At 38.5% G+C, this 14,902-nt stretch carries 11 protein-coding genes and 2 pseudogenes; 9 read left to right on the top strand and 4 right to left on the bottom strand.

What is annotated here, in order from left to right; genetic code table 11:
• Positions 1-32 precede the first annotated feature (32 nt).
• The 5 genes from V7K76_RS25260 to V7K76_RS25240 all read left to right on the top strand — a co-directional run bounded on the left by V7K76_RS25260 (position 33) and on the right by V7K76_RS25240 (position 6,449).
• A complete protein-coding gene (locus V7K76_RS25260) occupies positions 33-1,256 on the top strand; it encodes a glycosyltransferase family 4 protein (RefSeq protein ID WP_334779996.1) in 1,224 nt (407 codons plus the stop codon).
• 35 nt (positions 1,257-1,291) lie between these two features.
• The gene (locus V7K76_RS25255; RefSeq protein WP_334779998.1) at positions 1,292-1,747 is read left to right on the top strand and encodes a hypothetical protein; all 456 of its coding nucleotides are present in this window, start codon (positions 1,292-1,294) and stop codon (positions 1,745-1,747) included.
• Positions 1,744-2,895, top strand: a complete 1,152-nt coding sequence (locus V7K76_RS25250) for a DegT/DnrJ/EryC1/StrS family aminotransferase (protein ID WP_334779999.1) — start codon at positions 1,744-1,746, stop codon at positions 2,893-2,895. Before V7K76_RS25255 ends, V7K76_RS25250 begins: the two co-directional genes overlap by 4 nt.
• Before the next feature lie 628 nt (positions 2,896-3,523).
• Entirely contained in the window at positions 3,524-4,120 is a 597-nt protein-coding gene (locus V7K76_RS25245) for a sugar transferase (protein ID WP_334780000.1), read from the top strand.
• A 217-nt stretch (positions 4,121-4,337) separates the two neighbouring features.
• Positions 4,338-6,449, top strand: coding sequence for a GumC family protein (locus V7K76_RS25240; protein WP_334780001.1), 2,112 nt, complete (start codon positions 4,338-4,340; stop codon positions 6,447-6,449).
• A 254-nt stretch (positions 6,450-6,703) separates the two neighbouring features.
• On the opposite strand, the gene V7K76_RS25235 is transcribed toward V7K76_RS25240, so the two are convergent.
• Positions 6,704-8,620 carry a beta-galactosidase gene (locus V7K76_RS25235; protein ID WP_334780002.1) on the bottom strand — a complete coding sequence of 639 codons (1,917 nt, stop codon included), beginning with the start codon at positions 8,618-8,620 and terminating at the stop codon, positions 6,704-6,706.
• 672 nt (positions 8,621-9,292) lie between these two features.
• Between V7K76_RS25235 and V7K76_RS25230 the strand changes: the two genes are divergently transcribed.
• Both V7K76_RS25230 and V7K76_RS25225 read left to right on the top strand, forming a co-directional pair.
• Positions 9,293-9,514 (top strand): hypothetical protein, encoded by a 222-nt coding sequence (locus tag V7K76_RS25230; RefSeq protein WP_335030155.1) that lies wholly within the window; start codon positions 9,293-9,295, stop codon positions 9,512-9,514.
• A 79-nt stretch (positions 9,515-9,593) separates the two neighbouring features.
• Complete coding sequence (locus V7K76_RS25225) at positions 9,594-9,830, top strand: hypothetical protein (protein ID WP_334953941.1); 237 nt, start codon at positions 9,594-9,596, stop codon at positions 9,828-9,830.
• 25 nt (positions 9,831-9,855) lie between these two features.
• On the opposite strand, the gene V7K76_RS25220 is transcribed toward V7K76_RS25225, so the two are convergent.
• Complete coding sequence (locus tag V7K76_RS25220) at positions 9,856-11,271, bottom strand: AAA-like domain-containing protein (protein WP_334953940.1); 1,416 nt, start codon at positions 11,269-11,271, stop codon at positions 9,856-9,858.
• Between the two features lie 358 nt (positions 11,272-11,629).
• Here V7K76_RS25220 and V7K76_RS25215 point away from each other — a divergent pair, with 358 nt between their 5' ends.
• Entirely contained in the window at positions 11,630-11,962 is a 333-nt protein-coding gene (locus V7K76_RS25215) for a helix-turn-helix domain-containing protein (protein ID WP_334953939.1), read from the top strand.
• A gap of 253 nt (positions 11,963-12,215) precedes the next feature.
• Here V7K76_RS25215 and V7K76_RS25210 read toward each other — a convergent pair.
• Positions 12,216-13,658 (bottom strand): annotated as a pseudogene (locus tag V7K76_RS25210) (transposase).
• Positions 13,659-14,317: 659 nt separating this feature from the next.
• Between V7K76_RS25210 and V7K76_RS25205 the strand changes: the two are divergent.
• Positions 14,318-14,557: pseudogene (locus V7K76_RS25205) on the top strand (IS701 family transposase); the annotation flags it as partial.
• On the opposite strand, the gene V7K76_RS25200 reads toward V7K76_RS25205, so the two are convergent.
• Complete coding sequence (locus tag V7K76_RS25200; RefSeq protein ID WP_334953943.1) at positions 14,514-14,786, bottom strand: hypothetical protein; 273 nt, start codon at positions 14,784-14,786, stop codon at positions 14,514-14,516. The pseudogene V7K76_RS25205 and the gene V7K76_RS25200 overlap by 44 nt on opposite strands.
• Positions 14,787-14,902: the final 116 nt, after the last annotated feature.

Below are 14,902 nucleotides of genomic sequence, written 5' to 3'. Positions count from 1 at the left end.
CCTCTAGCTTTCTTATAAATTCCCTCTGAAAGATGGACAAAAATTATTCTGTTTTCTCCTTACTTTCCAAAGAATTAAGCGATCGCAAAACTTCTGCAATTACTGTTTGGCACGTTGGTGGAGAAGATATACGTCTTCGTATCCCCTTGCTGCTAAAATTGCGGGAGAAAGGTTTCAATGTTGGGGCGGTGGGATCTGAAGATGGGAATACTTTTGCAGATGTTCAGATTCCATATTTTCGATACACTCTGGAACGAGGAATAAACCCGTGGGCTGATATATATACTCGCAGCCAACTTTCTGCTTTATTTCGGCAACATCAACCAGATATTGTTCATAGTTTTGATACTAAACCTGCGATGATTGCACCCATTGTGGCAATGAAGGCCGGAATTCCCGGACGGGTGCGAACTATAACCGGAATGGGTTACGTCTTTTCTTCTACATCGATCTTAGCACTTGCTCTCAGACCAATATATCGCCACTTGCAACAGCAGGCTGCGATCGCAACTGACATAACTATATTTCAAAATCCCGACGATCGCGCCTATTTCTGTAAACACAAAATGGTACTAGATGGTCGGGATGATTTAGTTTTAGGATCGGGTATTGATATCGAAGGACTGATAAAAAACTCTCCCGCACCAGAAAAACTGGCAGCCACAAGACGGGAGTTAGGACTAGAAGGGCAACTTGTAGTTATCATGATCTCACGTCTTGTCGTCTCTAAGGGTGTGAGAGAATTTCTTCAGGCAGCTAGCATTGTATGCCAGCAAATGAAAAATGTGACGTTTCTCTTAGTCGGTTCTGTATCTTCTGAAGGTAGACAAGCTGTACCAATACAAGAAATTCACCAACAAGCCAGAGTTGTTCGCTATCTTGGGCCTCGTAATGATATCCCGACACTGTTGAACTTAAGCGATGTATTTGTGTTGCCGAGTTATTACCGTGAAGGAGTACCAAGAGTTTTGTTAGAAGCTGCGACGATGGAACTCCCTTTGATTACAACTGATATGCCTGGTTGCAAGGAGGTTGTCAAAGATGGCTGGAATGGTTTAGTGGTTCCTCCCAAAAATGGCAAGGCTTTAGCTACAGCAATTCTACAACTTCTGAATTTTCCAGAACAAAGAAACCTCATGGGAAAACGAAGTAAATTACACGTCGAGGCAAACTTCAGTCTTAACCAAGTAGCAAATGCTTATGCTGATATTTATAGCCGGGTTTTAAAGCTGCCAAAAACAATCAAATCAGAGTAGTTGAAAAAATTTATTTTTCTCGTGAGGACACTTATATGAGCAACGAAATTGAAGCAATCCGTCAGCGTTATCAACGACGCCAGCAAATCCCGTCAGCAACTTTATATGATCCATTGAATCCATCTTGTTATATGCTTCATCAAGAAAAGCGTCAAGCTTTGATTCGTTGGATTAATTGGGCTAATCTCCCGCCAGTCGCAGACAAACGTCTACTGGAAATTGGTTGTGGCAATGGAAATAATCTGAGCTTATTTATGTCCTTAGGTTTTCAACCAGAGAACTTAGTGGGAAATGAATTAATCGAAGAACATGCACGAAATGCACGCCGATTACTACCAATAGGAACTCAAGTTTTAGTTGGTGATGCGTCAAATATCTTTATAATGTTTTTAACTTACTTCCGTTTCTGCGTACTCATGTCTTGTGTTGGATTACCAAGCCATGATTTCCTCAGATGTTTCCTTACTGATTTTAATTATTACATCCTATGACAGAATTTATCCCTTTCGCGTTACCGGATATTGGAGAAGAAGAAATTGCTGAGGTCGTTGATTCTTTGCGATCTGGGTGGTTGACTACAGGGCCTAAAACTAAACGTTTTGAGCAGGAGTTTGCAGATTTTATTGGCTCTGGAGTAGAAGCGATCGCAGTTAATTCTGCCACATCAGGGTTACATCTCGCTCTGGAAGCATTGGGAATTGGCCCCGGAGATGAAGTAATCACTACAGTCCACACGTTCACTGCTACCGCAGAAGTAATTCGTTACTTAGGAGCCAATCCAGTTTTTGTCGATATCGATCTGGCTACCATGAACATTGATGTTAGCAAAATTGAGGCTGCTATCACTTCCCGCACTAAAGCCATCATTCCTGTCCATTTTGGCGGACTTGCTTGTGATATGAAATCAATTTTAACAATTGCCCAAAAGCATAAATTGAAAGTAGTTGAAGATGCAGCCCATGCTATCCCCACAACCTATCAGGGTAAGTTGATTGGTAGCTTAGATAGTGATGTAACTGTTTATAGTTTTTATGCAACCAAAACCATCGCTACCGGTGAAGGAGGTATGCTAGTAACCCGTAACCCTGAAATAGCTAAACGATGCCGAACTATGCGCTTACATGGTATCAATCGAGATGCCTTCGATCGCTATACCTCAACGAAGCCTTCATGGTACTACGAGGTAATTGCACCAGGATTTAAATATAATATGACGGATGTCGCGGCTTCTCTTGGTATCCATCAATTGAAAAAAGTTAGGATACTACAGCAACAACGAGATGCGATCGCTAATCGATACAATATAGAACTAGCTAGCTTACCTTTACATCTGCCAGCACCTGCTCCTGATGGAGATATTCACTCTTGGCATCTATATGTAATTCATTTAGCCGACTCTGTACAAGTTAATCGCAATAGATTTATTGAGCAATTGGCTGCTAAAGGAATTGGTTGTAGCGTTCATTATATTCCTCTACATTTGCATCCTTACTGGCGTGAAACTTACAATCTTCGCTCAGAAGATTTCCCTCAAGCATCCTATGCATATCAACGGATAGTAAGTCTACCAATATACACAAAAATGACTGAAGCAGATCAAACTCATATCATTAAAATCATCAAAAAAACTTTGACTTAATATTTTCAGAAACATATTCCCAAACACTTGATTGAAAAACCATCTTAAGACCTAAGTCGATGAGCTTTTGTCTTAACATTTTTTTGTTTAAATATTCATTCTTAAAGTGCTGTTCAGATATAAAGAACAAATATTACTCTGACAATATCACATTAAGCGGCTAATTATACTAAATTTTGCTATAAAATTGCACTCATATAAAGCAGAGTTTTATGAAGAATTGGTGTAAATTACACAAAAAAGTTAAAAAGTAACTCATATAGCTATAAAATAGTAAAAACAACTACCATCTGGCTTTAAAAATTTAAATAGTCCTTAGCGCTGTTTTTTTTGATGAAGCTTTATTTTGTATAGATTTTAGGTTGTAATAAAAATTTACAGGATGTTATTTATTGTTTTCAATCAGCTAAATCAAATAACTGAAAAACCTTACCAAAAATTAATCAATCACAAAATTATTTCAACCAAAGGGAATGCTTATAAATAGCTCATAATTTAACTTCAACTATATTGTCAGTCAGATTGTTATTTAAATAATTTCATGTTTTGATTATTGCTTTATAATGACTTAATCAATTTCCATCCATACAACAATTAAGATAACTACATTTTTAAGGGGTGTTTAATCATGGCTAAACGAATTTTTGACTTGTTTTTTTCCCTAGCTGGTATTTTGATACTATTACCCCTATTTCTCGCAATTGCGATCTGGATAAAACTGGATTCTCCAGGGAATGTGTTGTTTCGACAAATTCGTATTGGACGCTTCGGACGTGAATTTAGCATTTACAAGTTCCGTACTATGGTGGCTGATGCCGAAAGCAGAGGAAAACAAATTACAGTAGCCAAAGATACGCGGATTACTCGAAGTGGTCAATTCTTGAGAAAATACAAGCTAGATGAATTACCCCAATTATTTAACGTTGTCAAAGGCGAAATGAGTTTAGTTGGGCCTCGTCCTGAAGTTCCAAAATATGTGGCATATTATACGGCTGAACAAAGGCGAGTATTAGATGTACTTCCAGGTATCACTGATCCAGCTTCAATCAAATTCCGAAATGAAAGTGAACTACTAGAAGATACTGCTAATTCAGAAAATGTCTATATTAACGAGATAATGCCTCAAAAGTTAGAGTTAAATATGCAATATCTGGGTAAAGATAACTTAGGTTTTGCTTTACTAATTATCCTTAAAACATTACAACAAGTTATAGGAATTTCGTAATGGACTATGCCTCTCCATCTTCGTGGAGAAGGCAGTAATTCATAATTATATTGTATTCAATTTTCATAAAAAATTATTATATTACAGCACTTACGGCAGCTATGAGGTACATCCTCAAAACTGAAAGCTATGCTAAGAGGGGGTAAGGATAAAAACTGTATTGCATAATAGCGGGAAGCGCTGTAAGTTAAGATTATTCAGTATTTAAAATTAATTTATGGAATCACAAGCATCTTCTTTAACTTTTGATAAGTATTGGCAAATACTAAAGCGACGTTGGGCACCAGGTCTAACTGTCTTTATCCCAGTTTTTATATTTTTAGTACTGACTTCATATTTCAAAAAACCTTCTTATGAGGCAGAAGGAAAGCTAGTATTTCAAAGGATAAATACTATCTCCTCCTTGACCGGAGTAGGAGAAGGGATAGGGAAGTTAGAAGCAGTGGCACAGGATCAAAAAACCAGTCCTTTAAATACAGAAGCAGAAATTATTAGGTCTCTCCCCCTTTTGCAAAAAACTATAGATAAACTTGCCTTAAAAAATAATCAAGGGATAGCTTTAAAACCTACAGAATTCCTGAAGCAGTTAACAGTAAAAGATATTAAAGGTTCTGACATTATAGAAGTTTCCTACAAGGATAGTGACGCTAAAAAATCTGCTAAGATAGTTAATACGGTGATGAATATGTATTTAGAATATAACGTATCTTCCCGAAGAAAAGAAGCAGCAGCAGCCCGCAAATTTCTTCAAAGGGAGTTGCCAAATGCAGAATTAATTGTCAGAAAAGCAGAGGGTGAGCTAGCGAACTTTCAAGATAAGAACAAAGTTGTCTCGCTGCAAGAAGAAACAACTAAATCACTAGATTTAATTACAGATTTACAAAAGCAGTCTAGTCAGGTTCAATCTCAAATTGCCAATGTCAATGCCCAGTCTCAAGATATCCGTAAGCAGTTGAATATGGATTCAAAACAGGCATTAGCTCAGACTTCTCTGAGTCAATCTTCTGGGTTGCAGGATATTCTCAAAGAAGTCCAGCAATTAGAGTCTCAACTTGCAACTAGGCGAACTATTTTGCGGGAATCACATCCTGAAATTATTAGCTTAAAAAATAAGTTAGAAGCTTTAAAAAAGATAATACAACAGAGAACAACACAGGTTTTAGGGACAGATCAAGCACAATTAAATGGCAATTTGCAAATTGGAGCATTGCAACAACAACTTACTGCAAACCTGATCGGATTAGAGTCAACTCGTGTGGGTTTAGTTAGCCAAGCAGCAACTTTATCCAAATTACAAGAACTCTACAAACAAAGATTGAAAACTTTACCCAGATTGGAACAACAACAGCGCCAACTAGAACGCAAAGTACAAGCATCACAATCTACATATTCACTTTTGCTGCAAAAATTGCAAGAGAGCCAAATTGCAGAAAATCAGAACGTCGGTAATGCCAGTGTGATAGCCGAAGCCGAAATTCCTGACCAGCCGATTTCTTCTAATATGGTTTCGTACTTGAGTTCAGGTTTACTGGCTGTTATAGCTGTTTTGGCAACTATATATTTTTTGGAAGTAAGAGATAAATCCATTAAGAGTGTTGATGAAGCAAAGGAATTAATCGGATTAACTTTATTAGGCGTTATTCCTGACTTTAGCAAGCCTCGAAAATCTGATTTCAAGGACGAAAATCTAGGCTTATCTACCTCAAAATTTGTTGTGAAAGATATTTCTCACTCCCAAATGAGTGAAGCTTATCGGATGTTGCGAACAAATTTGAAGTTGAAACGTGGTGATAAAGAGTTAAAAGTTATTGTTGTGACTAGTTCTGTGCCCAGAGAAGGGAAATCAACAGTAGCAGCTAATTTAGCAATAGTAATGGCACAGATGGAGCATAAAGTTTTACTAGTAGATGGGGATTTCCATCATCCAGTTCAACATCAAATTTGGGAATTAACTAATAATCAAGGTCTGAGTAATCTGATTCTGGAAGAGACCCAAATCAGTACCGTTGTCAAAACGGTTATGAATAATTTAGATATCCTGACTACTGGAGTAGTACCTCCCTCGCCGGCATCTCTGCTTGATTCCAAACGGATGGCTTCTTTGATTCAAACTTTTGCTAATAATTATGATTTTGTAATTATTGACGCTCCTGCATTAAATGTTACCGCTGATGCAGCCATTTTGGGGCAAATGACTGATGGCGTTTTGTTGGTAGTTCGTCTTGGGGTAGTTGATTCTGTTCAAGCTGCTGTTGCTTGTGAAATTTTAGAAAAATCCGGTCATAATGTCTTGGGACAAGTTGTTAATGCAGCATCAGTGAGAGGTTAAGGGAATTGTACAACCGAGCGGATACCTTTTTTTTACAACTTATCAAGAAAGACCGAGGGCAGGAGGCAGAAGCCAGAAAGGAATTCTGATTCCTGCCCTCTGCCCGTGACCGTAGGGAACAAGGGTTTAAGACCCCCACCAAATTTTTAATTTGATGGCTCCAAGTCAGGAGGGGTTTGAATCCCCTTCTGACTTGATCCTTCTGCCCTCTGCCTTCTTCAATTAGAATGTCTTTAGTTGAGGTTGGTATTCCCCTAAGAAGGAGGTTGTAATTTAATAACACGAACAAATCTTACAGTGAGGTCTTGTTGACCACCATTAAATATTCTAAAATCCATATTGCCGTTCTGACGGTTTATAAAAGCTGCATCACTAATTGCAAAAGTCGCTGTTTTCCATTGGTTATTGTTGGTATTACTCACTAGGGATGATTTTTTATAGCTATTCCCATTCGCGGCATTATATTGTATACCCCAGCTAGCTGAATTATTATCAAGATAAGTTACCTTGATTTGTATATTATTGGTTCCACCTTTTATAAATTTGTCATCAACTCCAAAGTAGATATAATCACTACCATTTTGATGATCAGTACGTCTAGCTTCATAAGATATTTTATTGTACTGAACAGGAAGTGTAACTAGGTTGGTCGCCACTGTATTACCATCTGGCGCGACTTCTCTTTGAATAAGCCAGCGTTCAAGGTTTCTAATTGTCCATTTAGAATGGTCGCCGAGATTCCAATGAACACCCTGCTGATAGACGTCCTCTGCTTCACGTAAGTCAGCCCAAGCGTCTGGAGAATCGTAATAGTGCTTACCTAAGCTGTTAAGCATATAGGTATGCAGTGCTGGTTGAGCATTCCAGTACTCAGCAGTAGTTGACATCAGTACATTGACTCTTAGCTGCAAGTTCTTGAGCGCTGTCATTCTGTACTGGTTTTCGACTAAAGCTGGATCAGATGAAAGAGGAATAGTGGAACCTCCAAATTGTACAGTCTCACTTCCAATAATTCGCTTGGGATCTGCAATCAAAGGAGCATTATCATCAACAATCATGTATTTACCTGTACCTATGTCAACTACTGATACTCCATAGTTAGGCATATCAGTCGCTACAAAGTTATATTTTGCGAGTAGTCCAAAACGGGTACTTCCACCCTTGGATACTACATAGCCAGAGGGATTCCGATCTATTGCTATTTCCCAGTCCACAGCATCATTGAAGTTGTAGAGAATATCTTGATCTGTATACACAAGCTTATAAGCATTGATAGTTCCAAAAGCATCTACATAAGCGTCTATCAGTCCTCTAAACCAGGTTAATAAGCTAGAAGGAGTTAGACCTTCTGCGACAAACAAAGGTTGAATAACTTCAGGGTTAAATTCTCCCCACTGCCAAGCACCAGGTATATAGAAGAACTTCAGATGAGGATGTGAAGCAAAATTCTGTGCTTTAAAGCTTTGAAGCAATTTCTTAAATTCTTGCTGAAATTCTGGATGCCACATGGGATAGAAAAAACCAGCGCTCGTAATATTAAAATCATCCTGATAGGAGCCAATATTAAAAGGCTTAAGAGAGGGATATTTACTCGACAACCATATCGGGCAATGTATTACATCCGAGTTTAGAAAGCGAACATAAATGTTATTTGTTTGTCCAAGAGCTTTTTGGAGAATACTCCAGTCATAGACTCCCTCTTGAGGATTGACATCCCGCCAGCGAAGCGTGACTACATCTAAAGTTTGAAATGGCACTTGAGGGTTAGGTACGTTAAATGATACGACATCAGGAAGCGGATTCACCCATGAGGGCAACCACCAATCATCACCATTCTTGATAATTGGTTGATTATTTATAGTCATTTGCTGGGCTATTGTTCCTCCTCTTAGATTATCTGAGGATGCTTTTTCCACTTTTGTATTTAGAGAATTAGTAATTATGTTTTCAGGTGATTTTGCTAAATCCATAGAATAAGAAGCTGAATTCAATGTCAAGACACTACATACTAAGAAAGACAATCCATGACTCAGAATTGTGCTGAAGTTCAGGAAAGAAGATAGTACCTTTATTGCAAAACCCAAAAATGCCAGCCCAATAAAACGAAGCTCTCGCATAAACATGCCACTAAAAAACAAATCAATGGTATTGGTGGAGATAGGCGATGGCAATGTGCAAAACACGTAGTTTTCCTTGAAAATGAATGTCGCCTATTGTGGAGAGAGATTTATCAGGGTAAGGATATCTCAAACGCTATTGACAATCATGTTTAGAGACATTATCCTGTTTGGTTGAAGAAGAATTTGGAAGTCAGAATTCAGGAGCAAAGGGGTGAACGAAAAAAACTGGAGTTTAGACTAAAAGCGATATGAGAGAACGCAAACCAAATGGAATTAGATGTTAAAAATATTATCTTGTCAGCCTCAAAGCATCCACGACCTTGAACAATTTTCGTGTAGTATACTTGCAGAGAAAATAATACAATAATGATAATCATGAAAATGGTGGGAGAGAAACGAGCGACGCTCGTTTCTCTCCCACCCCCCTTATTCGATTATCATTATCAGATAATAAGCAAGAAAAAAGGGGTGTCTGATTGAATACAGTCCCCCTTTTGGCAGAAAGTGAGAAAAGAACTACCATTACTCACCTGCCAATATGAAACTTGCCAGATTAGAAGAATTCCGTCAAGCAGCCTACAAACATTTGTCGGTTCGTAGATAAGATGAAATTTGAACAACGGAGTTACAGGAGTTCCAGGCGACGGAATTCGCACATAAAGTGAAATCGATTGTGGGGCAAGGGTTTGAGAAAGCTAGCGAATTGGCACATAAAGTGAAATTTTGCATCTACTCACAGAAATTCACTATATTTTGTTAAATACTGATTATAATTTATACTTAAAATCCCGAATTTTCCATAGTCAAGCTGCTTGGCTACCTATGACACGAGGCGATCGCCTGGGCGTGGGGCGTAAGCCTATCGCACTTCAAAAGTACGCTTTTAAAAGCATTCGGGCTGTCGTTAAATCAAAGTCGGAAAATTTCAATTTATGTGTGAATTGAATATTTGGCTCAAACCCAGACTCCACAATGAATTTCACTTTATGCGCGAATATCGGTACCTGGAACCCTTATAAATTCGTTGTCAGAATTTCATCTTATCTGCGAACCCACATTGGCACAAGAATTGCCGAATGGTATGGCAGCTATACCCCTTAATCCAGGGATTATTCATACAGATATGCTCTCTATTAGTTTTGGAGAAGAAGCTGCTAATTATACACTCGTGTCCGATTGGGTATTGAAAGCTGTGCCATTTATTCTCAATTTAAAACCCAAAGATAACGGGATTCCCTTAACCCGGATTTCTCACAAGTGAGAAATCCGGGCTTAGTGTTGCTCTATTAAACAATTGTGGATAGCTGTTTTGCAAAATAGGACTGGTAGAGTCCGTAACGGGGTAAGACGCGATCGCCCTCAAAGCGAATTAATCCCAAACCTTCAAGCTTGTAAGTGTCAATGGGATTAAGAGAAATATCTTGCTTTGCTGCCAGAATTTCAGCAAAGGTCTTTGCCATTCTAGGATTTTCTTGCAGTTTGATCCAGTGTCGCCATAAATGATCGCGGTAGATGCCACCATTAGCGATCGCTTCCTCTATTATTTCTTGCACGGTCATTTCTTGAGACTTAAGATAGTACAAACTAATCTGAATTAGTGCTGGATGTCCCCCTACTAATGACATCACTTTGGCAAAATCTTTAGCTTTAAACGAGTCTAAACCATACCGCCTAGCTAAATCTTCTACTTGTGGTTGAGTAAAATCGTTCAGACGAATAGGTAGACCAATATTAAGAGGAGAGAGGTTAACATCCATAGAGATGTAGTCTTCAGTTGAGTAAACCATTACTAACCTCAGTTTTTGCCAGTTGGGATTGTGTCGTGCTTCCTCACACCATGACCTCAACAAAGCAAAAAACTCTTGACAAATGTGAGGATATTCAAAAAAACGGTCAACTTCATTCAATACCAAAACCACTGGGTTTTGACATTGAACGAGTAAATAGTTTTCTAAGTAGAAGCCGCTACTTAAGTTGTAGCCAATTTCTTCATTCCATTTTTCTTTGAGGTTGGGGTCAATACCTAACCCTGTTGCAATTTTCCAGCAAAGACGACGCAACAGTTTATTTAAATCAGTTAAACACTCACTATCAAATTGGTAGCAATTCAGATTCACAGTCTGATATCCAAGTTTCTGTGCAAAGTCACAAAGCCACAACACAAGAGAACTTTTACCCATCTGTTTAGGGGATCTAATCCGAATCACGCAGCCACTAGTAGTTACTTCTCGATAAATCTTTCTTTCTAGTGGAGGACGTTCAATATAAAAGCGAGAATTTAAAGGTACGGGGCCATCCGGGTATGACCAAAAATTTTCTATCTGTTCAGTTTGTGTGTGATGTTTTTCGACAAATGAGGTTGATTCGGAATGTTGAGATAAATTTTCTTCTATATTTGCAATAGACAATAATTCAGATGTTTCAGTCTCATTTGCTTTATTAACTATAGTGTAGTCTTCACTGTGTAATTCTAGATTAAAAGCGCTAAAGCAGAGTTTTATAGTTTTTTGATCTACACTTTCACTTAAAGACCATAATTTACTCAAAGTTCTACTAGAAATATTAATCCGCGAACTTATTTCTTCTAAACTCAAGTGTTCGCCTTTATTTTCTACTATCTCCACAGAAAGAATTGCTGATTGTAACCGTTTAATTCCTGTGGAAGTTAGTACAACTCCTCGGCTTCGTTTAGTTTTATACATTGCTGTTCCAGGTATTTATTATCAATGAGTGTCACAAGCGATAATTTTTTCTATTTACCTACTGAAAATGGGATTTAACGTAGCAATTTTTGATACACTATTATTTCATTTTTTTAAAATTTATTGGAACTTTAATAAACCAAGTTACATTATACTAGCTTGATAGTAAACACAGACATCAATTATTTATTTATCCCACTTATCCCACTTTTCCTACTTTTCCACTCGCTGTTTTGATGGTTATCTTGCAAAAACTGTTTAGAGAAATGAAGTCCTTGTAAGTAGGTTGGAGCGAAAAAACCAAACTATGTAAAGATAAATAAATACGGATAAGATATCTACCGAGGTGACCAAAAATATGGGCGCTCGTCTAAGGGTATTTCTAACATCGGAACAAAACAAAACCCTCTTAAATCTAAGGACTGCTGATGTACCACAGAAAGTTAAAGACCGAGCAGAGGTAATCAGGCTAAACGCACATGGCTGGTATGTAGAAAAAATAGCTGATCACTTTAATTGGACTTCTCAAACAGTAAGAGAAGTTTTGCATAAATGGCAGGAGTTAGGTATACAAGGGCTTTGGGAATTACCAGGGCGAGGGGGAAAACCGAAGTGGACCGAAGTTGATATAGTATTTTTGGAAGAATGTCTGAAAAAAGAACCACGTACATCAATACCTTTGCCAAAATAAGAGCCTAGAAAAATTTTGGCAAAACTGGCAAAATTACCCATACATAAGCGTTTCGCTTAAAAGGTAGTTTGTCATCTCAAACCCTTATACTGCGGTCAATACGTTAAAAAAAACCTTGTGGGAAACCTTAAAGGAATTTTTAGAACTTATTGTTTTTGCCAAGCCTCAGAGAACAGCGAGTTAATAGTGAAAGTGTCATCAACTCACCCTCGTAAATTGGCGAAGGTATTGGTACATCAATATCTCTGCCAATTTACGAGGGTTCAACGCCAGTAGAAACGGGATGAATACGTCCTAAAAGCAGTAAGTTTGGCAAAAATCTGGGTTAATAAAATAGGCTCAGGGATTTCGGAAAGCATTTTTAAGATTTCATGGACATATCGAAAGCCACGATAATGAGCCTTAAGGTCAATAATCCCGGAGTCGGGATTAAGGGTACGGAAATCAGCGAGAAGATGATGAGATAAATTAACCATAAAAAATGCTAGATTAGCAGCATTAGTCACCGCAGTTTGACCGATATTCATAAAGTCTTCCAATCCCCAAAATTGCTTGGCATCACGGAAGTTAAACTCGATTTGAAAGCGCAATTTGTAGTAGTCAATTATTTTCTCAGATGACAATTTTAGGTCGCTGGAAAAAAGAATAACGTGACTGCGAGCATTAGTTTTGAGATTGGTTTTCACTAAAATAACTACATTCAGGGACTGGGCAAATTCTTTGTGTAGTAAACTAGCTTGATAAGTATCGGTTTGGATATCCTCCTCAATAATACTTTGACGCAAATACAGCGCTTCCCGCTATTATGCAATACAGTTTTTATCCTTACCCCCTCTTAGCATAGCTTTCAGTTTTGAGGATGTACCTCATAGCTGCCGTAAGTGCTGTATTCATCAGAAATATCACGCCAGTCTAGTTTCTCTCCGTATTTACGGCGTGAACGGTGATTAGGGTCAGGATTTTGGTAGGGGATGTATAATGCTGAATCGTGGCGTAACTTGGAAATTATATGCAAGTTGACTTGTCGAGCCATCTGCAAAGCATTATTGTTTCCAAAATGACCATCTAAAACTAAGTAAGTAAGCGGGATAAAGTTAGCTATCAACAAGACTAACTCATTAATCATCTTCTTAATTCTTAGTAATTCAGATGTGAGAATTACTTCAGTCTTGTTTTTGTTTTTACTCCCTTTTGGTCGTCCACGTCCACGTTTTTCTTTGTTTTTTATTTCTGGTCTTGGTGATACACTACTTTTTTCTATATCGCTCTTTATCACCTGTTCTATTTGAATCGGGAATGAGTGTCTTTGTTCGACACTTACTAATGATAATGTAAAGAAAGATAGTCCTGATATTGGTTTACTTACTAGGCTGGAAAAGAATCTATCCAACCCATAAGTATGTTTCCCTGATTTGCTGACTACAACTTCGTCTCCTGCAAGCAAATATACCTCATTTGCTCGAAACAAATGCTTGCGGAAAAATAGCCAAAACAACGTTGCCCAAGGGATTACTGTATGAAAAAACCGCAACATCGTCCGATAACTACCACCAATGCCTGCCCAACGGGAGATTCCCAACATCGTCACTCGTCCGCTCATTGCTAACATGGCCATGATCATCTGGTTCATTCGGCGCATTGTCGTAGCGTTAATCTGCGGTAAAAGGCATTGTAACAGTGATAGGATGTCGAACATGGGCGAAATTATGGGTTTTGAGTTGTCGTTTGGGAAGACAACAACTCTACTACAGAGCGCCCTCTCTCTTCATACTCTTTTTTTGGCTAAGGTATTGTACATACAACAGTTTTCAATTAGCACAGAAATTAGAGAGCGATCGCCAAATTAAATTGAGTCCCGACAGGTTAAGACGGGTACTCAAAAAAAGGGGATCATTTGGAAACGTGCTTTAGATTTGCCACAAAGGAAAACAAGACCCCGTAGTACGAGCCAAGAAACAAGCAGACCTAGATATGTTGGAATTATCTGCTGCTCCGGGAGAAATAGACCTAAAGTATCTAGACGAATCAGGGTTTTGTGTTTGGAGCGAACCAGGTTACACCTATTACTTCAGAGGTGAGCAAAAACATTTAGAACAAACCAAGAGTCGTGGTCGGAGATTAACCCTGTTTTGTCACTCTGGCAGTAGTATAACCCTATTTTGTCACTCTGCCAGTAGTATAATAAGATGAAGAGTGCTGAGTTAAAAGACCGCCCACAAGGGGCGGGGTATCAACCTTCTCCTTGATAAAAAGATTCCGCCCACAAGGGGCGGGGCTTTTACCCAGTGCGAAAGTACTGAGTACTCAATCTTCTTTACTCAGCACTCAGCACTCAGCACTCAGCACTGAGTCTTGTCAAAATTTGCTTCACATCCTTGGTGGGATAACGGAAATGGCTGGAAGAACATTCTTAACAATCTTCGTTTGATTATTCAACCTTTTACTTTATTTAATCTGATATATCCCTGGTTAACGGTTTTTCCTATTCCTCAATTAGCCTTGGGTTTTTCTAAACTTCAATCTATTATTTATAGCCTCACAAGTTCAATTTTTATATCCCTGATTCACCCTGATTTCTACTTTTCCTCTGCCTAGAGTGACAAAAGAGGGCTAAGGCGGACTCCAGCCCAACTTTTACCAACCGTTCCCGCAGATTGGCAATTGTGTTGCGATGGCAACTAAAGGTCTTTGCGGCTTCCTCGTCTGTCCATCCCTGCCCATTGATATCGATGTTGAGCAGAATGTTAGCGTGCTTGATTTTATACGCTGCGGCTCTGCCTGTTGATACGAGGTCTTGGAGGTTTTGCCGTTCCTCCTGACTCAACTGGACAATATAGATTTCTACTTAGGGCTTGCTGAAAAAGTAATAAAAAAGCAATATCAGGATTGATTAGTTATTGAAGCAAGCTCTACATATAAGTTTTTGTTGTTTTTGATTAG

This window comes from Nostoc sp. (assembly GCF_036917975.1).
Taxonomy (GTDB): Bacteria; Cyanobacteriota; Cyanobacteriia; order Cyanobacteriales; family Nostocaceae; genus Nostoc.
Note: the sequence above shows the minus strand (reverse complement) of the source record. Positions and strands in the feature narration are given on the sequence as shown.